Origin of the sequence: Streptomyces sp. NPDC001530 (genome assembly GCF_042894545.1) — a bacterium.
In the GTDB taxonomy this organism is placed as follows: domain Bacteria; phylum Actinomycetota; class Actinomycetes; order Streptomycetales; family Streptomycetaceae; genus Streptomyces.
In genome coordinates this window covers 17,970-38,951 of sequence record NZ_JBIAVS010000009.1, presented here as the reverse complement: position 1 = coordinate 38,951, position 20,982 = coordinate 17,970, and the positions used below count along the sequence as shown (strand labels likewise).

The following is a 20,982-nucleotide window of genomic DNA, read 5'->3' as shown; positions in this document are numbered from 1 at the left end:
GGGCTATCCGGATCTCGAAACGGATAGTCCTTTCCGCGTCGCCCCGTCTCTATCGACGCTGTCCATCTCCTCGACGGCGTTCTACGAAAGGATCGCTGTGACCAGCATCGCCATTGTCGGAGCCGGCCCTCAGCTGGGCCTGGCCATCGCCCGTACCTTCGGCTCCCACGGCTACGACATAGCCCTGATCTCCCGTAACCGCACCAAGCTCGACGATCTCGTCGCCACACTCACCGCCGAGGGCATCACCGCCGCCGCGTTTCCGGCGGACGTACTCGATCGCGACGCCCTCACCCAGGCGCTGAAGGACGCCGCCACGCGGTTCGGTGGGATCGACGTCCTGGAGTACTCCCCGGTCGGCACTTTCGGCTCCACCGTCCTGACCACTCCTGTCGACACCGAACCATCCCATGTCCAGCACGAGATCGAGTTCCAGCTCTACGGAGCCATTGCCGCGACCAAGGCAGTTCTGCCCGCGATGCGGGAGGCCGGCGCGGGCACCCTGCTCTACACCACCGGCGCCGGTTCCATCGACCCCGTCCCGCAGGTCGGCAATGTCAACGCGGCCGCGGCGGCGCTCCGCAACTGGGCGATCAACCTGCACAAGGAGCTGGGCGGCACCGGCATCCAGGCCGCCCATGTCGGCATCGACGTGTCGATCGGCATGTCGGTCATCCCCGACTTCCCGACGGCCCGGCCCGAGGAGATCTCCCCCGTCTACTGGGGCCTGCACACCACCAAGCGCGATCAGGCCGAGCTCGTCTTCAAGCGCTGAGATCGCCCGGCTCTCTCATCGAACCCCGATCGCGCCGCGGTGTTGCGGCCGTGGCGCGATCCCGGCAGAAGGTTCCGCTGCCCTGCAGGACTCGCAGGAACACGTTCATCGGAGCGCATCACCCGTCGGGTCGCTACTGCCGGTTCATGCCGTCGCAGGGAAGAGGCGCTGGACGGCGGCGACGATGGCTGCCCGGCGGGTCGCCAGGAAGGCGGCACGTTCCTCGCCGAGGGGAGCGAGGTCGGTCTGGCCGGCCCACGACAGAGCCAGCTGGCTGACGAACACGAGGATGTCCTCCGGCTCCCATGCGGGATCGAGGTGACCGGCCTCCTGTGCCATGCGTACCAGCTCGATCTTGCGGCGCAGGGACTCCTGTACCGGGTCGTCAGAGGGAGCCTCCCCGGCCGGCAGCTCCAGTTGGCCCCACATCATCAGCCGGTGGCGTTCGGGGTGGCTGATGGCGTGGTCATGCATGCGGCCGGCGTAGCCCGGAAGGTCGGCGGGATCCAGGGGAACGGCTTCGGCCATGGCCGCGAGCTCCCGGCCGGCGACGAACCGGTAGAGCGCCTCCTTGCTGCGGAAGTACGCATAGACGCGTTCCTTGCTGGTGCGCGCCGCCTTGGCGATCCGCTCCACCCGTGCTCCCGCGATGCCGTGACGGGCGAATTCGGTGGTGGCCGCGGAAATGATGCGGTCACTGGTGGCGTCGGTGACGCTGCTACGGGAGGCCATGAGGCCCAGCTTACCCAACCGAACCGTTTGGTTTGGCAGCGGCGGCTCATGGCTGTATGGTCAAACCGAACCGTTTGGTGTGACTTACAGGAGTAGAACATGCAGCAGCGCAATCTGGGTCGCCAGGGCCTGACAGTCTCCGAGATCGGCTACGGCGCGATGGGTACCGCCGTCGGCTACGGCCCCTCGGAGGACACCGGGTCGATCGCCGCGATCCGTCACGCTCACGAACTCGGCGTGACCCACTTCGACACCGCGGAGATGTACGGCTGGGGAGAGGGCGAGAAGCTGCTCGGCAACGCCCTGGCCCCGATCCGCGACGAGGTGACGATCGCGACGAAGTTCGGCCTCACCCCGACCTTCGCTCCGAACTCGAAGCCGGAGCACATCCGGGAGGTCGTCGACAACAGCCTCCGCAACCTGAACGTCGACGTCATCGACGTGCTCTACCAGCACGGCCCCGACCCGAGCGTCCCGATCGAGGACGTGGTGGGCACGATGAAGGAGTTCGTCGAGGCTGGCAAGGTCAAGTACCTCGGCCTGTCCAACACCGACACCGACGCCATCCGCCGCGCCCACGCCGTGCACCCGATCTCGGTCCTGCAGCACGAGTACTCGATCTTCGCCCACGACTCCGAGCAGTTCTTCCCCGTACTGGAGGAGCTCGGCATCGGGCTGGTCGCCTACTCCCCGCTCGCCCGCGGTTTCCTCAGCGGCGCGGTCAAGTCCCGTGAGCACTACGACGCGAGCGACTTCCGCCAGATGATTCCCTGGTGGGCCCCGGAGAACTTCGACCAGAACATCTCCATCGTCAGCGAGCTCACCAAGCTTGCGGAGAGCAAGGGCGTCAGCCTGTCGCAGCTGGCTCTGGCCTGGCTGCTGGCGAAGAAGGACTACATCGTTCCGATCCCCGGCTCGCGCAAACCCGAGCGCGTCGCGCAGAACATCGCCGCCGCCGACCTCAAGCTGACCGCCGACGACCTCGCCCGCATCGACGAGATCGCACCCGACGGCGGCATCGGCGGACGCGGTATGTGACACCCGCACCCGCCCACCCGCTCACCGCCCCACCGGAGCCCGCTGACCGCTACGGGCAGGCAACCCGCACTCATCGTTCAACTCGTGTGTAACGGGCGCCTGTTACCTGGCGGCGCGTACCAGGCGCAGGTAGCGTCCCCAGTCCCAGTCCCAGTCCCAGTACGGGCCCGGGTCGGTGTGTGTGGCGCCGGGGACTTCGTTGTGGCCGACGATGTGCTCGCGGTCGACGGGGATGTCGTAGCGGGCGCTTATGGCTGCCGCCAACTCGGCGGAGGCGCGGTAGGCGGCATCGGTGAACCAGCGGTCCGGCGCGTCGACGAAGCCCTCGTGCTCGATGCCGATGCTGCGCTCGTTCCACTCCCGGTTGCCCGCGTGATACGCCACGTCCGCCTCCCGGACCAGCTGTGCGACGTGTCCGTCGGAGGCGCGGACCAGGTAGTGGGCGGAGGCGCGGTGCCCCGGGTCCTGGAAGGCCCGGGCGGCCGAGGTGAAGCGGGACTGGGTGACGTGGATGACGATGCGGTCGATGGTGTAGTTGCCGGGCCGGTCGGCGTAGCGGTAGTTGGCGGCCGACGCGGCGATCCACTGGGCGGAGGACTGGTCGACCGTTCCGTCCCGCAGCGCGCCACGCTGTCCCGGAAGGTCGTCGCCGACGCGGGCCGCCGCGCTGCCGAGGCCGACGACCAGCGCGGCTCCCGCACCGAACAGCAGGGTCCGGCGGGTCGCGGTGGGGCGGGAGAGCTCACGCCGGGGCGGCGGCAGTTGGGCGCTGGGAATGTCGTTCATGGTGAAGTGCCTGCTCGGCGAATAGGGGCCCGGCCGTGATCAAGCCAGAGGGGGAGAGGCCGGCAGGTTCTGGTCGGCGGCCCAGGAGGCGAGGATGCGCAGCCGCTCGTGGGTGGGGGAGCCGGGTGCGGCCGTCCAGACGGTGAGGTGCTGGTCGGGGTCGGTGTTGGCGGTCAACGTGTCCCAGTCCAGGACAAGTTCGCCGACCACCGGGTGGTTGAGGGTCTTCGTGCCCACCGTGCGGGCCGCGACCCGGTGGTCGCCCCACCACTGGGCGAACTGCTTGTCACGCAGGGACAGTTCACCGACCAACTCGATGAGGCGAGGGTCCTCGGGATACTGCGCGGCTTCCATCCGCAGCTGCGCCACGGCGAGCCGTGCGGAGGTCTCCCAGTCGGCGTACAGCGTGCGCATGGCCGGATCCGTGAAGCTGATCCGCGGGTAGTTGCGGTGCTTCTCCGGGATCCGGGAGAAGTCGGTGACCAGCGCGGCCGCCAGCGCGTTCCACGCCAGGATGTCCCCGCGCCGACCCTGCACGATGGCCGGGGTGGCGGTGAGGTCGTCCAGCACGCGCTGCAACTGCGGCTGGACCTTCTGCCGCCCCCGGCTGCGGGCGCGGGTGGTGGTCTTGCCGGCGAGCTGGAAGAGATAGCCGCGTTCGTCGTCGTCGAGGTGGAGCACCCGGGCGAGCGTGTCCAACACGGGTGCGGACGCCTGCATACGGCCCTGTTCGAGACGCGTGTAGTAGTCGGTGCTGATGCTGGCGAGCTGGGCGACCTCTTCGCGGCGCAGCCCGGCGACCCGGCGGGGGCCGCCGTTGTCGGGCAGGCCGACGGTGCGCGGGCTCAGCTCGGCGCGGCGCTTCTTGAGGAATTCTCCCAGTTCGTTGAGGGGAACGTTGCCGGTCATGCCGCTCAGCATGACACCGAACGGACCAGAGGAAGGAGGGAGAGTTTCCTCCCCGGATGTCTCCCTCCCCGGATGTCTTTCTCCGCTTTTGGCCCTTGCCTCGGCGTGTGAGGCTCGACATACAGCAGCCTGCACGACGATCCCGAGCGCTGTGCCAGCAAGATCCTCCCCACCCCTGATGGAAGCTCCTCCACCCACAAGGACTCACCATGACGACCTTCGCCCTCGTCGGCGCCGGCCCCGGCCTGGGGCTCGCCACCGCCCGCCGCTTCGGAACCGCCGGCCACACCGTCGCCCTCATCTCCCGCAGCGCCGAGAAGCTGGACGCCCTGACCGCCGAGCTGGCTCGCGACGGAATCCAGGCGCGGGGCTTCACCGCTGATGTCCTCGACATCGAGTCACTGGACGCGGCACTGTATGCGGCGGCAGCCGCCCTGGGGCCCATCGAGATCCTGCAGTACAGCCCCGTCCCTCGCGCCGACTTCATGAAGCCGGTCCTGGAGACGACCGCCGACGACCTCGACGCGCCCCTCGCCTTCTCCGTCAAGGGCCCGGTCACCGCGGTGAACGCCGTCCTGCCCGGCATGCGCGAACTCGGCCGCGGCACCCTGCTGTTCGTCAACGGCGGCAGCGCCGTACGCCCCAACCCGAAGGTCGCCGGCACCTCCATGGCCTTCGCGGCCGAGAGCGCCTACGCCCACATGCTCCACGACGCGCTCGCCCCGGAGAACATCCACACCGCCCAGCTGATCATCCCCGGCGCCATCCGCCCCGACGCCGAGCACAGCAGCCCCGAGGTGCTGGCCCACCGCCTGTACGACATCCATCTCAAGCGCGACGGCTTCCGCCACTACGCCGAGCCCCTGCCCGACTGACACCCCCGGAGGATGCCGTGAGCCCGACCACCCGTTCCAGCCTCGCCCGTGCCGTCCCGACCGTCTTACTGCTCGCAGTGACCGCCTGCACCGACGAGGCGCCACCGTCCCCGTCTTCCCCGTCCCCGTCCGCCGCGTCCGCGTCACAGCGAACGCCGACGGCCACGGCACCAGCCGCACCGTCCGATGACAAGGGCACCGCCATGAACCTCCGGCTCACCCTCGACGGCCACCGGGTCGACGCCACCTTGAACGACAGCGCCACGGCCCGCGACTTCGCCGCTCTGCTCCCGCTCACCCTGAACCTGAGCGACTTCCACGAGACCGAGAAGATCGCTGACCTGCCCCGTCGGCTGTCCACCTCCGGCGCCCCGGACGCCGCCGAGGCCAAGCCCGGTGACCTGGCGTACTACGCCCCCTGGGGCAATGTGGCCCTCTTCTACCGAGGCAGCGGCTCCAGCGACGCCGGCCTGATCATCCTCGGCAGCGTGAACGGCGACACCGAACGCCTCGCGACCGCCTCCGAGGTCACCATCGAAACCGCCTCCTGACCAGGCCCACTCTCAACGGCAGGAAGACACGTGAACCCCACCTACGACTTCACCGGCCAGGTCGCCCTCGTCACCGGCGCCGGTTCCGGCATGGGCCTGGCGACCGCCCGCGCCTTCGCCGCATCCGGGGCCGCCGTCGTCCTCACCGACATCGACGAAGCCGCCCTGGACGCAGCCGTCAAGGAACTCACCGACGCTGGCCACCGGGCGCACGCCCTCACCTGCGACGTCAGCGACGAGGACCAGGTGGCGGCCGTGGTCGACCGCACCGTCGAGATCTTCGGCCGCCTCGACATGGCCTACAACAACGCCGGCATCCAGATCCCGCCCAGCGACGCCGCCGACGAACCCGCCGAACGCTTCGACCGCGTCAACGCCATCAACCTCCGCGGCGTATGGGCCTGCATGAAACACGAACTCCGCCACATGCGCGCCCAGGGCAGCGGCGCCATCGTCAACTGCTCCTCCCTCGGCGGCCTGGTCGGCCTCCCCGGCCGTGCCTCCTACCACGCCTCCAAGCACGGCGTGATCGGCCTGACCACCAGCGCCGCCCTGGAGTACGCCCCACGCGGCATCCGCATCAACGCCGTCTGCCCCGGCACCATCGACACCCCGATGGTCAGCGACATGATCGCCAAAGGGGAGCTGGACCGCGCCGAGGCCGAGGCCAACCAGCCCATCAACCGCCTCGGTACGGCCGAGGAGATCGCCCAGGCGGTCCTGTGGCTGTGCAGCCCGGGAGCCGGTTTCGTCGTAGGCGTCGCCCTCCCCGTCGACGGCGGCTACGTCGCCCGATAGCGAAGTGGGAGCCGCCGTCACGCAACGGACGGCGGCCCTCACGGCAGCATCAGGCATCAACAGCCGGCGAAAGAGCCCACCATCTTCGAGGACAGGGCCCGTGCCGTCGCGAGGTCGGCCGGCGCGGTGAGCGTACTCGGCGGATGCCCGGTAGCGGGCGGTGCGGGAACGGACGGACTTTCAGCCACAGGACACGGCCGTCACCGTGCCTGCCGAAGGAAAGCCCTCCAGCACTACAGTCCGGCCGACATCGAAGGTGGACTTCACAGGGTCGTCGTCCGAAAAATTGTCACTGTCTGTGATGTGCCGCAGCGGCGGCGACGTCGCGCGGGGGTGCCGAACAAGAAGCCATGCGGGCCAGTTGCCGAAAGCTCAAAGCGCGGGCTGCCGTTCGTTTCTCCCCGGATTCTCCCCAGCGGCCGCCGACGCGCAAAAGACCTGGTCAGGGGCTCGTTGGAGGCAGGGCGAGGAGATCGCCCGCATCACTTCTCCCCAGGGACTCCCCACGGCCGTTCCTGGCTGGATTTGCAAGGGGTGCGCGAGCAAAGTGTGAACGGGTACTGAGCGTCACGTCAGGATCCTAGAGCCAGTCCCGCCGCTTGAAAATCACGTACAGACTCACGCAAACCACCCCCATCAAGCCGATCGCGAAGGGGTACCCGAAGCTCCAGCCCAACTCGGGCATGTGCTCGAAGTTCATGCCGTAGATCGTTCCAACGAGCGTCGGAGCAAAGAGAATTGCCGCCCACGACGAGATCTTCTTGATCTCCTCGTTCTGTTCGAAGCCCGCCTCCGCCAACGCGCGCATCTCGGCGTTCTGCTGCTGGGTCACCAGCGTCGCGTTGACGGTGAGGATGTCGGTGAGGGCCTGGCGGAAGCCGTCGACGCGTTCGCTGGTGTGGGTGACGTGGTCGGCGACGTCGCGGAGGTAGCGCTGGAGTTCCTCGTCGGTGCCGTACTTGGCGAAACCGGCCATCAGGCCGTGCAGCATGCCGACCAGCGGGCGGGTGGCGCGCTGGAACTCCACCATCTCCCGGGAGAGTTCGTAGATGCGGCGGGAGACCTCGGGGTCGCCGCGGAAGACCTCGGTCTCGATCTCGTCGATGTCGATCTGGACGCCCGAGACGACCGGGACGTAGCCGTCGACGACGGCGTCGAGGATCGCGTAGAGGACGGCCTCGGGGCCAAGCTTCAGCAGCTCCGGGCTGTCCTCCATGCGACGGCGCACCGCCGAGAGGTCCGGCGCCGCGCCGTGCCGGACCGTGATCACGAAGTCCGGGCCCACGAACACATGCAGCTCGCCGAAGTCGACCTCCTCCGGCGCGTCCAGATAGCGCGCGGCGCGCAGCACCACGAAGAGCGTGTCGCCGTAGCGCTCCAGCTTCGGACGCTGGTGCGCCTCCATCGCGTCCTCGACGGCGAGCGGGTGCAGGTCGAACTCAGCGGCCAGGGAGAGGAGTTCGGCTTCCGTGGGGCGGGCCAGGCCGATCCACGCCATGCCGTGCGGCTCGTCGCGCAGCTCGCGGAAGGTGTCGGCCAGCGACGCCGGAGTCGAGACGCGGACGCCGTCGCGGTACAGGGCCGCCTGTACGACGCTGGCGACCTCGGCGGGTTCCGGCGCCGACAGGTCCGGGCCGGGCGACGGAGGCTGCGCGGGCGGTGCGGCGGCCGGTGAGGTCAGGGCGCGTCGCCACACGGATTTCCTGGTGGCCTTCGAGTTCCCCGCGGTGCCAGGATTCTCGGTGTTCCCGGTGTTCCCGGTGTTCCCGGTGTTCTTCGAGGCTGAGCGGGCGCGTCGCTCGGACATCGCGGCTGCCTCCCGTGTCGAACGTACGTCTGCGTGATCACGGAGCAGGATATACGGGGCAAACGACCTGAGCGCGCCCCGTCGCCTCGGGATCCGGTGAGAGTTGCGGACAGAAGGTGTCCGCAAGCGTCGCTAGCGTACGGAGCATGACGAAGACGACCACGACGGCCCCCGTACTCGGCACCCGCGCCCTCAACCGCGCGAGCCTCGACCGTCAGCTCCTGCTGCGCCGCTCGCCGCTGTCCGCGCAGGCCGCCGTCGAGCACCTCCTCGGCCTCCAGGCGCAGAACGTCAAGCCGCCGTACTACGCCCTCGCGGCCCGCCTCGAAGGGTTCCGGCCCGATGAGCTGTCGGCGGCCATGGAGGCACGCGACGTCGTCCGCATCGTCACCATGCGCTCCACCATCCACACGCACACCGCCGCCGACGCCCTCACCCTGCGCCCGCTCGTGCAGTCCGCACGCGACCGGGAGCTGGGCACCTTCCGCAAGGGGCTCACCGGCGTCGACCTGGACCGGCTCGCCGCGATCAGCCGTGAGCTGGTGGAGGCCGAGCCGCGCACCATGAAGCAACTGCGCGAGGCCCTGCTCGCCGAGTGGCCGGACGCCGACCCGTTCGCGCTCTCGGTCGCCGCCCGCTGCAAGCTGCCGCTCGTCCAGGTCACCCCGCGCGGCCTGTGGGGCCGCAGCGGCCAGGTCGCGCTCACCACCGCCGAGCGCTGGCTGGGCCGCCCGGCCGAGCCGGCACCCTCACCCGACGCGGCCGTGCTGCGCTACCTCGCCGCCTTCGGGCCCGCCTCCGTCAAGGACATGCAGACCTGGGCGGGCCTGACCCGGCTGCGCGAGGCCTTCGAGCGGCTCCGGCCCCAGCTGATCACGTTCCGAGACGAGAACGGTGTCGAGCTCTTCGATCTCCCCGACGCACCCCGCCCGGACGCGGACACCCCGGCCGCGCCGCGCTTCCTGCCCGAGTTCGACAACCTGCTCCTGTCCCACGCCGACCGCACCCGGGTGGTGCCCGCCGACCTCAAGGGGCGCCACTGGCAGGGCAACCAGGCGTACCGCACCCTGCTCGTCGACGGTTTCCTGGCCGGTGTCTGGAAGCTGGACGCGGGGGCGCTCGTCATCGAGACCTTCGGCACGCTCACGAAGACGCAGCGGGACGAGGCCACCGCGGAAGGGGAGCGGATGCTCAAGGTCATGCACCCGGGGGAGGCTTACGACATCCGGTTCGGCGGTGTCGTACGACCCTGAGGCCGTCGTACGACCCTGAGGCCGTCGTACGACCCTGACGCCGTCGTACGGCCCTTGAGGACGTCGTGCACCCCTCGGCTCTCCGTCCTTCGCACCGCCGGGCTCGCGTCCGTCAGAACGTCTCGCCCGGCACGTAGGTCCCCCACACCTCCCGCAGCGCGTCGCAGACCTCGCCCACCGTCGCCCTGGCTTCCAGGGCGTCCTTCATCGGGTAGAGGACGTTGTCCGTGCCCTTGGCGGCCTTCTTGACCAAGGCGAGCGTGTCGTCGACGCGGGACTGCTCCCGCCAGGCCCGGAGTTTGCACAGCCGTTCGGTCTGCTGGGCCTCGATGGCCGGGTCGACGCGGAGGGGCTCGTAGGGCTCTTCCTCGTCGAGCTGGAAGCGGTTGACGCCGACCACGACCCGCTCAGCGGAGTCGGTCTCCTGGGCGATGCGGTACGCGCTGCGCTCGATCTCGGACTTCTGGAAGCCGTGCTCGATGGCGTTGACCGCGCCGCCCAAGTCCTCGACCTTGGCCATGAGTTCGACGGCGGCGGCCTCCACGTCGTCGGTCATCTTCTCGATGACGTACGAGCCCGCGAAGGGGTCGACGGTCGCCGTCACGTCCGTCTCGTAGGCGAGGACCTGCTGCGTACGCAGGGCCAGTCGCGCGCTCTTGTCCGTCGGGAGCGCGATCGCCTCGTCGAAGGAGTTGGTGTGCAGGGACTGCGTACCGCCCAGCACTGCGGCCAGGCCCTGGACGGCGACGCGGACCAGGTTCACCTCCGGCTGCTGCGCCGTCAGCTGCACGCCCGCCGTCTGCGTGTGGAAGCGCAGCATCAGCGACTTGGGGTTCTTCGCACCGAACTCGTCCCGCATCACCCGGGCCCAAATGCGCCTGGCCGCACGGAACTTGGCGACCTCCTCCAGGATCGTCGTACGGGCGACGAAGAAGAACGACAGGCGCGGGGCGAAGTCGTCCACGTCCATGCCGGCCGCGACGGCCGTGCGCACGTACTCGATGCCGTCCGCCAGCGTGAACGCGATCTCCTGCGCGGGCGAGGCACCCGCCTCCGCCATGTGGTAGCCGGAGATCGAGATCGTGTTCCACTTCGGGATCTCGGCCTTGCAGTACTTGAAGATGTCCGCGATCAGGCGCAGGGAGGGCTTCGGCGGGAAGATGTACGTCCCGCGCGCGATGTACTCCTTCAGCACGTCGTTCTGGATCGTGCCCGTCAGCTGGTCGGCCGGCACCCCCTGCTCCTCGCCGACCAGCTGGTAGAGAAGGAGTAGCAGCGCGGCGGGCGCGTTGATCGTCATCGATGTGGAGACCTTGTCCAGCGGGATCCCGCCGAACAGCACCCGCATGTCGTCGATCGAGTCGATCGCCACGCCGACCTTGCCGACCTCGCCGTGCGCGATGGCGGCATCCGAGTCGTGGCCCATCTGGGTGGGCAGGTCGAAGGCGACCGACAGCCCCATCGTGCCGTTGGCGATCAGCTGCTTGTAGCGGGCGTTGGACTCCACGGCGGTGCCGAACCCGGCGTACTGCCGCATCGTCCACGGACGGCCCGTGTACATCGACGGGTACACGCCACGGGTGAAGGGGTACGAACCCGGCGCGCCCAGCCTCTCGGCCGGGTCCCAGCCCTCCAGAGTCTCCGGCCCGTACACCGGTTCGATGGGCAGACCGGACTCGGAAGACCGACGTTTCTCCGTCAAATCTCGTTCACATCCTCGGTTGTCGCCGTCCTGCGTCGCGCCCCGACGCGAGGACAGTACTGAGGACGAACTGGCTGACGGAATCCCCTTATTCACCCCTGCTCTCGTCCGGAGGTTAGGGGATGGTAGGGGTTATGGGCCGGGAGGCACGTCCATATCTTGGGTGAGTGCGAGCGGCATTGAAGGTCCCTACCCGTGTTGCAGGATCAGGAGGAGGCATGCATGATCTCGGGTTTTGGGAAGAAATCCGGGCCGGCGACTCGGGTGAGCTGATACTGGCGATCGACACGCCCGTCACCATGGAATCCGGAGAGGGTTTTCGCGAGCTGGTGTCCCACCTGGAAACCCGGCACGCTGTGTGGTGCGCACGCGAACGGCCCGTGAAAAAGGCCGCGGTGACGGATGCCATCACCTTTGCCGAGCCCTGGATCAGCGAAATACGAGACAGCGGTCGGCGGATTCGCGCGGTCCTGGGGTACGGAGTCGGCGGGATCTTCGCCGGCGTCATGGCGGAGGCGGTGGCGCGCTGGCAGCACACCGCGCCGCACGTCCTGCTGGTCGACCCGGAATTGGTGGACACGGAGACCGTCTGCCGCCAGTTCTGCGACATGCTGTCCGCCCTTTCCGAGGTGCTCACCGCCGAGGAGTTTGAGGAACTGCGGAGGGCGGGCGCCGCTGTGTCGGACGCGTATGACGACGACCCGAGGACGCTGGCCGGCGAGCTCTCCCGGCTCGTATGCCGCGTTCGCGATGGGGCGCGCACCCGTGACGTCCCCGCGCGCGGCACCGCACGGACCGTACTGGGCACGGCCGGAGCCCGGCTGTTTTCGCTGGCCATCGCCGAATCGGCGAACATCACGGCGTCCTGGGCGCAGGGTACGGCGCTGTGCTCCTCCAGCCCGGACAGCGGGCTCAACCGGGCCCGGGCGGCGTTGCTGCTGCCGGAAGCGGCCTTCGTACGCACGGAGATCACGTTCGAGGATGAGCATGCCGATGTGCTGAAGAGCCCGGCGGTCGCGCGTGCCGCTTCAGAGATCATCGCTGGATGACAGCGTCCCGCAATGGACCGGAGCTGGAATGAAAGGGATCGTGCTCGCCGGAGGAAGCGGCACACGGCTGCACCCGCTGACCCATGCGGTGTCGAAGCAGATATTACCCGTCTACAACAAGCCGATGATCTACTATCCGCTGTCCGTGCTCATGCTCGGTGGTATCAGGGAAATCCTGGTGATATCGACACCGGATCACCTGGAACTCTTCCGTGTGCTGCTGGGTGATGGAAGCAGGCTGGGGATCAACATTGACTACGCGGAGCAGCCGACCGCCAATGGAATCGCCGAGGCCTTTTTCATCGGCGAGAAACACATAGGCGATGACGCGGTCGCGCTGGTGCTGGGTGACAATATATTCCATGGTCCGGACATGTCGTCCATATTGCGGGGCAACATGCGGAACATTGACGGCTGCACCCTCTTCGGGGCCGCGGTGAAGGATCCCGAGCGGTACGGTGTCGGAGAGGTCGACGCCGCGGGGAATCTGTTGTCGATCGAGGAGAAGCCGAAGCGGCCGCGCTCGAATCTGGCCATTACCGGCCTCTATCTCTACAGCAACGACGTCGTGGAGATAGCCAGAGACGTTCAGCCGTCCCAGCGCGGCGAGCGGGAGATTACGGACGTCAACAAGGTCTATCTTGAGATGGGCCGGGCCCGATTCGTCGACCTCGGTTCCGGTGTCACCTGGATCGACACCGGAACGCATGACTCTCTGTTCGAGGCGGGGGAGTACGTGCGAGTCCTGGAGCGGAGTCAGGGGGTGCGTATCGCATGCCTCGAAGAGATAGCTTTCCGGTCGGGGTTCATCGATGCGGAAACCTGCTTCGGTCTCGGGCTCGATATGGGTGGATCGAATTATGGTCAATATCTGATGGAAATATCGAGCGAGTGATCGAGGGTGGATGATGCGTGTATTGGTGACCGGCGGTGCGGGCTTCATCGGCTCTCACTTCGTGCGAAGAATGTTAGCCGGGGCGTACCCGCAATTCGCCGATGCTGAAATCACTCTGCTCGACGCGTTCACCTATGCGGGAAGTATGGTGAACCTGTCCTCGGCCCATGGGGATCCGCGGCTGGATGTCATTCCCGGCGACATCTGTGACGCTCCCCTGGTGGCGGACGTGATGCGCGGTGTCGACTGTGTGGTTCACTTCGCGGCCGAGTCGCACGTGGACCGCTCCATCGCGGGTGCGCAGGAGTTCATCCGCACCAATGTCCTCGGTACCCAGACGCTCCTCCAGGCCGCACTCGACGCCGGGGTGGGCAAGTTCGTCCACGTGTCGACGGACGAGGTCTACGGCTCCATCGAGACCGGTTCCTGGGACGAGACACAGTCACTGGCGCCGAACTCTCCGTACTCCGCCTCGAAGGCCTCGTCGGATCTGCTGGTCCGGTCGTTCCACCGGACCCACGGGCTGCACACGTGCATCACGCGGTGCTCCAACAACTACGGCCCGTTTCAGCTCCCCGAGAAGGTCATCCCGCTGTTCGTCACCCATCTCATGGACGGCCGCAAGGTCCCGCTCTACGGCGACGGCGAGCACGTACGGGACTGGCTGCACGTCGACGACCACTGTCAGGGGATCGCGTTGGTCGCCGCGGGCGGACGCTCCGGAGAGGTGTACAACATCGGGGGCGGCACCGAGCTGTCCAACCGGGAGCTCACGGGCCGTCTGCTGGATCTGCTGGAGCTGGACTGGTCCATGGTCGAGTGGGTGGCCGACCGCAAGGGCCATGACCGGCGTTACTCGGTGAACACCGGCAAGATCTCCGCCGAGCTCGGGTACGCGCCGCGGGTGCCCTTCGAGGACGGACTCGCGGACACCGTCCGCTGGTACCAGGAGAACCGCGACATCTGGGAACCCCGCAAGTGGGCGCTTCCGGAACGGAAATCCGCCGCGCCGGACACCTCGGCGCTGGCCGTCGGCGCGGCCGGGGCCGGCTTCGGAGGTGGCCTGTGACGGGCACGGTGATGGACCGCATCGCCCGATCCGCGGCCACGGTCGATACGTCCGTGAGCTCTCTTGACGACTTCCACCGATGGTTCAAGACGCTCGCCGCCGCCGTCGAAGAATCAACCCGTGTACGGCCCATTCCTTTTGACGAGATGCGTGGCTGGCACACCCAGGCGGAGACGGGAAACCTCCAGCACGACTCCGGCCGGTTCTTCACGGTCGAGGGACTTGAGGTGCACGCGCCCGACTCCCCGACGGCGCATTGGTCGCAGCCGATTCTCTGCCAGCCGGAAACCGGGATTCTCGGCCTTGTGGCCAAGGAGTTCGACGGTGTGCTGCATTTCCTCATGCAGGCGAAGATGGAGCCGGGAAACATCAATGGGCTCCAGCTGTCGCCCACCGTGCAGGCGACGCGCAGCAATTTCACCCGGGTTCACCGGGGTGCTTCGGTTCCGTACGTGGAGTTCTTCCAGGACATGGGGCGGCACCGCGTCATGGTCGACGTACGGCAGTCGGAGCAGGGTTCGTGGTTCTACCGGAAGAGCAATCGGAACGTGGTCGTGGAGGTGAGCGGGGACTTTGAAGTCCTTGACGGGTTCCGCTGGCTGACTCTCGGCCAGCTGCACCGGCTCCTGTCCGTCGACGATCTGGTCAACATGGACTCGCGTACCGTCATGGGCTGCCTGCCCTATCCCTTTTCCGCCCCGCGTGGCGACGGTGCCGTACTGCCGGGCATCGAGACGCTGAGCTGGATCACGGAGATGCGCAGCAGCCGGTCGCTCGTCACAGGGCGCGTACCGCTGCGGTACATCGGCGGCTGGCACAGGGGCGACGACCTCATCTTCCACGAGAGCGGCTCCTTCTTCAGCGTGATGGCGGTGGACGTCCGGGCCGGCACCCGCGAGGTCGCGAGCTGGACCCAGCCCATGATCCAGCCCCACGGGACAGGCGTGGCGGCCTTCCTGATCAGGCGTCATGCCGAGGAGTACCAGGCACTCGTGAGCACGCGCACGGAGCCGGGCAGCACCGACATCCTCGAACTGGCTCCCACGGTGCAGGCCAACCCCCGCAACTACGCACACCTGCCGCAGGAGGCCCGGCCGCCCCACCTGGACGCGGTACTGGAGGCGCCGGCGGGCCGCATCCTGTTCGACACGGTGCTGTCGGAGGAAGGCGGACGGTTCCACCACGCCCGCAACCGGTATCTGATCGTCGACACCGACCCGGAGCACGAGCCGCGGGTGGCCCCCGGCCAGCGGTGGATCGGTCTGGCCGAGTTGAGCGCTCTGCTGCGACACAGCCATTACGTCAACGTCGAGGCCCGCACCCTGATGGCCTGCCTGCAGGGAGTCGTCGGCGCGGAGTTCCGCTAGGGGGCGTACGCGGTCATCGCGTCGTCCCCGCCGCCGAGGTCGCCGCGAGCAGGGGCACGTACCTGTCCAGGAGACGCCAGGGGTAGTCGGCGTCGAAGGCGGCGTGGTCCGCTCCGATCAGGCTGCGTAGTTTCGCGAGCGACACGGTGGGGCCCGGAGCACCGTGACCTCCCACCACGCGTTCGCGGACCGAGTGGGTGCCGAGCAGTGTCTCGATACGGTCGACGATCCCCTCGACCGGCACCGGGAGGCCCGAGACGACATTGACCACCTCGCCTGTGACTCCCGCGGTCAGCAGGGCATCCAGCGCGGCGACGGCGTCCTCGGTGTCGATCAGATCCCGCCTTGCTCCCCGGTGCACCCGGACGTGCCCGCCGAGGACTTGTTCCACCAGGGCCGGCAGCAGTTGGTGCGATCGCTGCCCTTCTCCGACGAGGTGCCCGAGCCGCAGGACCAGCCAGTCAGCGCCGGATGTCCGGGCGAGATGTTCCATCGCCAGCTTGTGGCGTCCGTACGGAGATCGGGGCGCGAGCGACTGACGCTCCGTACCGTCCGTGCCCGGCGCGTAGAGCGCTTCCGACGCCGTCGAGAACAGCACCGCCACACGGCGCGTGGCGCGACACTCCGCCAGGGTGCGGCGGACCAGCTCCGCCTCGCGGTCGAAGTCCGCCTGCGAGGCCGCCGTCGTACTCGACACCCCGGCGGCGAGGGCCACGACCCTCTCGTGCCGTGCGGCGATCGCCGACAGGTGCGCGGCCAGGACACCCCTTCCGATGACGTCCATCAGCGTCCTCCGTCCGAGGCCGCCTCGCGGACCGCTGCCACGAGTGCCGCCTGCCGCAGGATGTCCGCCCCGAGGCCGGTCATGTCCCCACCCTCCAGGATCGTGGACGCGAATCCGGCGACCACGGCGGCGAATTGGTCGTCCGCGGGGAGGGTGATCTCCTCGGTGCGGTCCTGCCGTTCGATGCGCAGCGAGGGACGGTGGGACGCCGGGGGACTGAACGCCCGCGACAGTGTGATGCCGCCCTCGCTGCCCCAGACCGAGCAGATGTTCCGGTAGGACCGGTCGAAGCCGAACGACACGTGAGCGGTTCGGCCGTCGGGGGAGCGCAGCAGGGCGGCGCCGCCGAGGTCCACTCCGGTCGCCGCGTCATGGCGCAGGGACGCGCCGGCGACCGTGACATCGGATCCCAGGTACAGGCCGGCGGCACGCAGGGTGTAGACGCCGGCGTCGAGCAACGCGCCGCCGCCGAGCTCCGCCTGGTAGCGGATGTCGGGTGCGGGCCGGGGAGGGAATCCGAACTCGGCGGTCAGCGAACGCGGTTCACCTATGGCCCCCTCCTCGATCAGGCGCCGTGCCGTCGCATGCTGACTGTGCCTCAGGAAGGCGAAGTTCTCCATCAGGAGCAGACCGGCGCCGCGCGCGGCGGAGACCAGATGCCTCGCCTCCTCGTAGGTGACGCAGAGCGGTTTCTCGGCGAGCACGTGCTTCCCGGCGGCCAGGGCCTTCGCGACCCACTCGAAGCGGAGGGCGGGGGGCAGCGGGATGTAGACCGCGTCCACGTCCGCGCGGTCCAGCAGTGCGGTGTACCCGGTGACCGCGGCGCAGCCGAACTCACCGGCGACGGCTTCGGCCTTCGACCCGGTCCGGCTGGCCACCGCGACCAGCCGGACCGACGGGTCGGCGACGAGCGCGGGAAGGGTGGCGCGCCGCGCGATGGCCGCGCAGCCCAGCACGCCGACGTTCAGCAGGGGCATGACGGAACTCCTAAGGCAGCCAAGGCGCGGTGATGCGCGCACGGTTCAACCACTACACATCTATCGGATCGAGCCGTAACTGCGAAGCCGCTACTACCCCTATCTTTTTCTCCGCACGCTATTCCGGAGTAGGGGCGGCAGGTCTCAAAACCCCAGACTGTGGCACGCGGGATGGATTCAGGATCGCGCACCGTCATACGTTGAAGTGCCCCATGGTCCCATGTGACTGAAGGAGTTGACGATGGCGAACGAGGCCGGGCAGGAAATCATTGAGTTCGCACTCCCAGAAGGTCCGGAGGTCGCCTGCATCAACCACTATGAAACGGTTGCGCTCTGGGAGGAGATTGACGGCGACTCGCCTTACGCCGCAGCGGTCGACGGTCTCACTCAGGACGAGATGATACTTGACGTCGGTGCCCACATCGGGCTCGCTTCGGTTTTTTTCGCGCAGCGCATACCGGGCGTGCGGATTCTCTCTTTTGAACCGGCCGGACCCATGGCCGAATGCCTTGAGCGCAACCTCGCTAAACACGTGGAGAACGGAACTCCGCTGAAGGTGGCGGTGGGCGCCGAGGAAGGCGAGCGCGAATTCTTCCACTACACGTTCATGTCCTCCAAGTCGACCATGTACACGGACGACGTGGAAGAGGAGCTGAACATGGAAGTATTCATGGCGAATGCCGGGTTCGACGAAGGCCAGAAGTCGATGCTCCGTCAGTACGACCGGGTGCGCGAGCGCTCGACGGTCGAAGTCACCACGCTCACCCGCGCCTTCGAGCAGTACGACATCAAGAACGTCGGGCTGCTCAAGATTGACGTGGAGCGCGCGGAACTGGACGTCCTCGAAGGCCTGGACGAGGAATTGTGGCCCCGCGTGCGGCGCCTCCTTGTGGAGGTGCACGACACAGAAGGGCGGCTGGGAAAGATCGTCGGCAGCCTCGCCGCGCGCGGCTACGAAGTCCGTGTGACGCAGGCGCCCGCGTTCTCCGGCGGCACCATCTTCATGGTCTTCGCCACGCGTGGCTGAAAGCGACTGAAGGAGTCGGTCAAGTAATGAGTCATTTCCTCTTCATGGCCCTGCCCGACCGCGGGCATGTGTATCCGCATCTGGCGGTGGTCGATGAATTGATAAACCGCGGGCACCAGGTCACCTATGTGACCGGCCCGGGCATGGTGGAGGCGGTCGAAGCCACCGGGGCGACCGTGGTGGTCTACGACTCCCAGTTCGAGCGGCTCGATCTCCTGGAGCTCGCGGCGACGGAGGGGTCGGACGTCTTCCTGTCCCTGTTCATCGACGAGGGCGCCGCCATGATCAAGGTCGCGGAGGAGCACCTCGGGCGGGAGCGCGCGGATGTCGTCGCCTACGACATGTTCGTCCTCGCCGCGGGGCGGGCCCTCGCGCGGAAGTGGAAGGTGCCCGCGATCAGGCTGACACCCGTCTTCGCCTCGAACGACGTCTTCTCGGTGTTCCCGACGATCGAAACGGACTCGGACGAGCCTGTCGAGGTTCCCCCGGGCTTCGAGGTGCCGATGGCGAAGGGCGCCGCCCTGCTGCGCTCGCAGGGCATCGACGATTCGATCGAGCGGTTCTCCGCGGAGATCGAGGCCTTCAACCTGGTCGCCCTGCCGCGTGAGTTCCAGTTCGCGGGCGAGAGCTTCGACGAGCGCTTCGTTTTCACGGGGCCCTGTCTGGGAGACCGGGCGTTCCTCGGCGAGTGGAAGCCCTCCGACGACGGGCTGCCGGTGGTCCTGGTGTCGCTCGGCACCGTGTTCAACGGGCAGCCGGAGTTCTTCCGGGCCTGTGTGGAGGCATTCACAGGTGCCCCCTGGCATGTGGTGATGACCGTCGGGGACGGTATCGATCCGGCGGACCTCGGTGCGCTGCCGCCGAACATCGAAGTCCACCGGTGGGTGCCGCATCTGGCCGTGCTGGAGCACGCCGAGGTGGCGGTGACACACGGCGGCATGGGCAGCGTGATGGAGGCGCTGTACTGCGGCCGGCCCGTCGTCGCGGTCCCGTGCAACTCGGACGTGGAGCTCCAGGTCCAGCGGATCACCGAGCTCGGGCTCGGCGGCGTACTGAGTCATGAGGAGCTCACCCCGGAGGGCCTGCGCCGGCTGGTGACGCGCCTCGCCGAGGACGAGGCGGTGCTCGCAGCCGTACGCGCGATGCGTGACCACATCCACAACGCGGGCGGGACGCAACGGGCCGCCGACGAGATCGAGAAGTACCTGGCCCGCGCCATCTAGTCCGCCGCGGGCCGCCCCGAAGCCCGCCGAATCCCACCCCACCCCACCTCGCCTCACCTCACTGAATGGGACTGAGATGCCGAAGCGATTCCTCTTCCTGTGCATACCGGATCGCGGCCACGCGTACCCGAATCTCGCCGTGGTGGCGGAACTCGTACGGCGCGGTCACCAGGTCACGTACCTGACAGGCCCGAGCCTGGCCGAGGCGGTCGCGGCGACCGGCGCCACGCTGTTGCCGTACGAGACCGCCTACGAGAAGGCGGACGTGCTGCACCTGGCCACCGATGAGGATCCCCTCGCCCTGCCGATCCTGTTGGCCGAGGAGAGCGAAGCCATGATCCGGGCCGCCGAGGCGCACTTCGGCGAGGATGTGCCGGACCTGGTGGCCTACGATCTGGCCACCTTGCACGCGGGCAGCATCCTGTCCAGGAAATGGGGACGGCCCGCGATCAGGCTGTCACCCGTGTTCGCCTCGAACGAGCACTTCTCGGCGGTCCAGGCGATGCTCGAACCCGACGCCGAGGAAGTCAGCGCGGTACCGGCGGGCTTCGAGGCGCTGATGGGCAAGATCGCCGGGATGCTGGAGGCGCACGGCGTCGCGATGACCGTGGAGGAGTTCTCGACGGGAATCGAGGACTTCAATCTGGTGCCCCTGCCGCGTGAGTTCCAGTTCGCGGGCGAGACGTTCGACGAACGGTTCGCGTTCGTCGGACCGTGTCTGGGCGACCGCTCCTTCCTCGGCACCTGGAAGGAGCCGGACGACGGGCTGCCCGTCGTACTCGCGTCCCTGGGCACCGTGTTCAACCAGCAGCCGGACTTCTTCCGCAGCTGCGTCGAGGCGTTCACCGACGTACCGGTCCACGTCGTCATGACCTTGGGGGACGGCTGCGATCCGGCGGACCTCGGGCCCCTGCCGGCGAACATCGAGGCGCACCGCTGGCTCCCGCACCGCGCCGTCCTGGAGCACGCCAGGGCCTTCGTCACGCAGGGCGGAATGGGCAGCGTCGTGGAAGCCCTGCACGCCGGGTGCCCCATGGTGGCGATGCCGCTCGCGGCGGTCGACCGGCCGACCGCACGGCGCATCACCGAGCTGGGGCTCGGACAGGTACTGGCTCCCACGGACATCACGCCCGAGCGGCTGCGCGACACCGTGCTGGGCCTGATCGCGGACGAGGACACCGCCCGCCGCGCCCGGACCATGCGGCAGCACTGCCTCGACGCGGGCGGTGAGGTGCGCGCCGCGGAGGAGATCGAGCAGTACCTGCACCGCGCGGGCTCCGGCCCCGGTCAGAAGGACACCCCCTAGCGATCGTTCCCGCCCCCGCAAGGCGAGACCCCGTTGGCACCTATGTGAGGAATGGAATC

20 protein-coding genes are annotated in these 20,982 nt (G+C 68.2%); 13 read left to right on the top strand and 7 right to left on the bottom strand.

Features of this window, described 5'->3' with window-relative positions; all coding sequences use genetic code 11:
- The first annotated feature begins 97 nt into the window (after positions 1–97).
- On the top strand, positions 98–775 hold the full coding sequence (locus ACFY0T_RS19420; protein ID WP_388871641.1) for an SDR family NAD(P)-dependent oxidoreductase: 678 nt from the start codon (positions 98–100) through the stop codon (positions 773–775).
- 144 nt (positions 776–919) lie between these two features.
- On the opposite strand, the gene ACFY0T_RS19415 is transcribed toward ACFY0T_RS19420, so the two are convergent.
- Positions 920–1,507, bottom strand: coding sequence for a TetR family transcriptional regulator (locus tag ACFY0T_RS19415; protein ID WP_388871638.1), 588 nt, complete (start codon positions 1,505–1,507; stop codon positions 920–922).
- A 99-nt stretch (positions 1,508–1,606) separates the two neighbouring features.
- Between ACFY0T_RS19415 and ACFY0T_RS19410 the strand changes: the two genes are divergently transcribed.
- Positions 1,607–2,545: an aldo/keto reductase gene (locus tag ACFY0T_RS19410; RefSeq protein ID WP_388871635.1), complete on the top strand. Its 939-nt coding sequence runs from the start codon at positions 1,607–1,609 to the stop codon at positions 2,543–2,545.
- 102 nt (positions 2,546–2,647) lie between these two features.
- Here the strand turns inward: ACFY0T_RS19410 and ACFY0T_RS19405 are convergent, their stop codons facing one another.
- The gene (locus tag ACFY0T_RS19405; protein ID WP_388871632.1) at positions 2,648–3,331 is read right to left on the bottom strand and encodes an N-acetylmuramoyl-L-alanine amidase; all 684 of its coding nucleotides are present in this window, start codon (positions 3,329–3,331) and stop codon (positions 2,648–2,650) included.
- Between the two features lie 39 nt (positions 3,332–3,370).
- Positions 3,371–4,252: a helix-turn-helix domain-containing protein gene (locus ACFY0T_RS19400; RefSeq protein WP_388871629.1), complete on the bottom strand. Its 882-nt coding sequence runs from the start codon at positions 4,250–4,252 to the stop codon at positions 3,371–3,373.
- A 197-nt stretch (positions 4,253–4,449) separates the two neighbouring features.
- On the opposite strand from ACFY0T_RS19400, the gene ACFY0T_RS19395 reads away from it, so the two are divergent.
- From ACFY0T_RS19395 to ACFY0T_RS19385, 3 genes are all read left to right on the top strand, one after another.
- The gene (locus ACFY0T_RS19395; protein WP_388871627.1) at positions 4,450–5,115 is read left to right on the top strand and encodes an SDR family NAD(P)-dependent oxidoreductase; all 666 of its coding nucleotides are present in this window, start codon (positions 4,450–4,452) and stop codon (positions 5,113–5,115) included.
- 203 nt (positions 5,116–5,318) lie between these two features.
- Complete coding sequence (locus tag ACFY0T_RS19390; protein WP_388871624.1) at positions 5,319–5,666, top strand: cyclophilin-like fold protein; 348 nt, start codon at positions 5,319–5,321, stop codon at positions 5,664–5,666.
- Positions 5,667–5,696: 30 nt separating this feature from the next.
- On the top strand, positions 5,697–6,464 hold the full coding sequence (locus ACFY0T_RS19385; RefSeq protein ID WP_388871621.1) for a glucose 1-dehydrogenase: 768 nt from the start codon (positions 5,697–5,699) through the stop codon (positions 6,462–6,464).
- A gap of 580 nt (positions 6,465–7,044) precedes the next feature.
- Here the strand turns inward: ACFY0T_RS19385 and ACFY0T_RS19380 are convergent.
- Entirely contained in the window at positions 7,045–8,271 is a 1,227-nt protein-coding gene (locus ACFY0T_RS19380; protein ID WP_388871618.1) for a magnesium and cobalt transport protein CorA, read from the bottom strand.
- 146 nt (positions 8,272–8,417) lie between these two features.
- On the opposite strand from ACFY0T_RS19380, the gene ACFY0T_RS19375 reads away from it, so the two are divergent.
- The gene (locus ACFY0T_RS19375) at positions 8,418–9,524 is read left to right on the top strand and encodes a winged helix DNA-binding domain-containing protein (protein WP_388871616.1); all 1,107 of its coding nucleotides are present in this window, start codon (positions 8,418–8,420) and stop codon (positions 9,522–9,524) included.
- Positions 9,525–9,636: 112 nt separating this feature from the next.
- Here ACFY0T_RS19375 and ACFY0T_RS19370 read toward each other — a convergent pair whose 3' ends face one another.
- A complete protein-coding gene (locus ACFY0T_RS19370) occupies positions 9,637–11,226 on the bottom strand; it encodes a methylmalonyl-CoA mutase (protein ID WP_388871613.1) in 1,590 nt (529 codons plus the stop codon).
- Positions 11,227–11,444: 218 nt separating this feature from the next.
- On the opposite strand from ACFY0T_RS19370, the gene ACFY0T_RS19365 reads away from it, so the two are divergent.
- From ACFY0T_RS19365 to ACFY0T_RS19350, 4 genes are read left to right on the top strand one after another with little or no spacing between them, the layout of a single operon-like run.
- Positions 11,445–12,275, top strand: a complete 831-nt coding sequence (locus ACFY0T_RS19365; protein WP_388871610.1) for a hypothetical protein — start codon at positions 11,445–11,447, stop codon at positions 12,273–12,275.
- Positions 12,276–12,303: 28 nt separating this feature from the next.
- Positions 12,304–13,170, top strand: a complete 867-nt coding sequence (gene rfbA, locus ACFY0T_RS19360) for a glucose-1-phosphate thymidylyltransferase RfbA (RefSeq protein ID WP_388871607.1) — start codon at positions 12,304–12,306, stop codon at positions 13,168–13,170.
- A 13-nt stretch (positions 13,171–13,183) separates the two neighbouring features.
- The gene (rfbB, locus tag ACFY0T_RS19355; protein ID WP_388872444.1) at positions 13,184–14,239 is read left to right on the top strand and encodes a dTDP-glucose 4,6-dehydratase; all 1,056 of its coding nucleotides are present in this window, start codon (positions 13,184–13,186) and stop codon (positions 14,237–14,239) included.
- Complete coding sequence (locus tag ACFY0T_RS19350) at positions 14,236–15,606, top strand: NDP-hexose 2,3-dehydratase family protein (RefSeq protein WP_388871604.1); 1,371 nt, start codon at positions 14,236–14,238, stop codon at positions 15,604–15,606. The genes rfbB and ACFY0T_RS19350 overlap by 4 nt, the downstream gene beginning before the upstream one ends.
- Positions 15,607–15,619: 13 nt before the next feature.
- On the opposite strand, the gene ACFY0T_RS19345 is transcribed toward ACFY0T_RS19350, so the two are convergent.
- Positions 15,620–16,390 carry an NAD-dependent epimerase/dehydratase family protein gene (locus tag ACFY0T_RS19345; RefSeq protein ID WP_388871601.1) on the bottom strand — a complete coding sequence of 257 codons (771 nt, stop codon included), beginning with the start codon at positions 16,388–16,390 and terminating at the stop codon, positions 15,620–15,622.
- Positions 16,390–17,367 (bottom strand): Gfo/Idh/MocA family protein, encoded by a 978-nt coding sequence (locus tag ACFY0T_RS19340; RefSeq protein ID WP_388871598.1) that lies wholly within the window; start codon positions 17,365–17,367, stop codon positions 16,390–16,392. The genes ACFY0T_RS19345 and ACFY0T_RS19340 overlap by 1 nt, the downstream gene beginning before the upstream one ends.
- Before the next feature lie 241 nt (positions 17,368–17,608).
- Here ACFY0T_RS19340 and ACFY0T_RS19335 point away from each other — a divergent pair, with 241 nt between their 5' ends.
- From ACFY0T_RS19335 to ACFY0T_RS19325, 3 genes are all read left to right on the top strand, one after another.
- The gene (locus ACFY0T_RS19335) at positions 17,609–18,394 is read left to right on the top strand and encodes an FkbM family methyltransferase (protein ID WP_388871595.1); all 786 of its coding nucleotides are present in this window, start codon (positions 17,609–17,611) and stop codon (positions 18,392–18,394) included.
- A 26-nt stretch (positions 18,395–18,420) separates the two neighbouring features.
- A complete protein-coding gene (locus ACFY0T_RS19330; protein WP_388871592.1) occupies positions 18,421–19,617 on the top strand; it encodes a macrolide family glycosyltransferase in 1,197 nt (398 codons plus the stop codon).
- Positions 19,618–19,693: 76 nt separating this feature from the next.
- On the top strand, positions 19,694–20,923 hold the full coding sequence (locus ACFY0T_RS19325; protein ID WP_388871589.1) for a macrolide family glycosyltransferase: 1,230 nt from the start codon (positions 19,694–19,696) through the stop codon (positions 20,921–20,923).
- Positions 20,924–20,982: the final 59 nt, after the last annotated feature.

Bases quoted from the DNA above. Each gene is read 5' to 3' on its own strand.
- ACFY0T_RS19365 (WP_388871610.1), top strand. From the start codon at position 11,445: ATGCATGATCTCGGGTTTTGGGAAGAAATCCGGGCCGGCGACTCGGGT.
- rfbA (WP_388871607.1), top strand. From the start codon at position 12,304: ATGAAAGGGATCGTGCTCGCCGGAGGAAGCGGCACACGGCTGCACCCG.
- ACFY0T_RS19375 (WP_388871616.1), top strand. From the start codon at position 8,418: ATGACGAAGACGACCACGACGGCCCCCGTACTCGGCACCCGCGCCCTC.
- ACFY0T_RS19395 (WP_388871627.1), top strand. From the start codon at position 4,450: ATGACGACCTTCGCCCTCGTCGGCGCCGGCCCCGGCCTGGGGCTCGCC.
- ACFY0T_RS19330 (WP_388871592.1), top strand. From the start codon at position 18,421: ATGAGTCATTTCCTCTTCATGGCCCTGCCCGACCGCGGGCATGTGTAT.
- ACFY0T_RS19380 (WP_388871618.1), bottom strand. From the start codon at position 8,271: ATGTCCGAGCGACGCGCCCGCTCAGCCTCGAAGAACACCGGGAACACC.
- ACFY0T_RS19405 (WP_388871632.1), bottom strand. From the start codon at position 3,331: ATGAACGACATTCCCAGCGCCCAACTGCCGCCGCCCCGGCGTGAGCTC.
- ACFY0T_RS19335 (WP_388871595.1), top strand. From the start codon at position 17,609: ATGGCGAACGAGGCCGGGCAGGAAATCATTGAGTTCGCACTCCCAGAA.
- ACFY0T_RS19390 (WP_388871624.1), top strand. From the start codon at position 5,319: ATGAACCTCCGGCTCACCCTCGACGGCCACCGGGTCGACGCCACCTTG.
- ACFY0T_RS19400 (WP_388871629.1), bottom strand. From the start codon at position 4,252: ATGCTGAGCGGCATGACCGGCAACGTTCCCCTCAACGAACTGGGAGAA.
- ACFY0T_RS19410 (WP_388871635.1), top strand. From the start codon at position 1,607: ATGCAGCAGCGCAATCTGGGTCGCCAGGGCCTGACAGTCTCCGAGATC.
- ACFY0T_RS19415 (WP_388871638.1), bottom strand. From the start codon at position 1,507: ATGGCCTCCCGTAGCAGCGTCACCGACGCCACCAGTGACCGCATCATT.
- ACFY0T_RS19340 (WP_388871598.1), bottom strand. From the start codon at position 17,367: ATGCCCCTGCTGAACGTCGGCGTGCTGGGCTGCGCGGCCATCGCGCGG.
- ACFY0T_RS19345 (WP_388871601.1), bottom strand. From the start codon at position 16,390: ATGGACGTCATCGGAAGGGGTGTCCTGGCCGCGCACCTGTCGGCGATC.
- ACFY0T_RS19325 (WP_388871589.1), top strand. From the start codon at position 19,694: ATGCCGAAGCGATTCCTCTTCCTGTGCATACCGGATCGCGGCCACGCG.
- rfbB (WP_388872444.1), top strand. From the start codon at position 13,184: ATGCGTGTATTGGTGACCGGCGGTGCGGGCTTCATCGGCTCTCACTTC.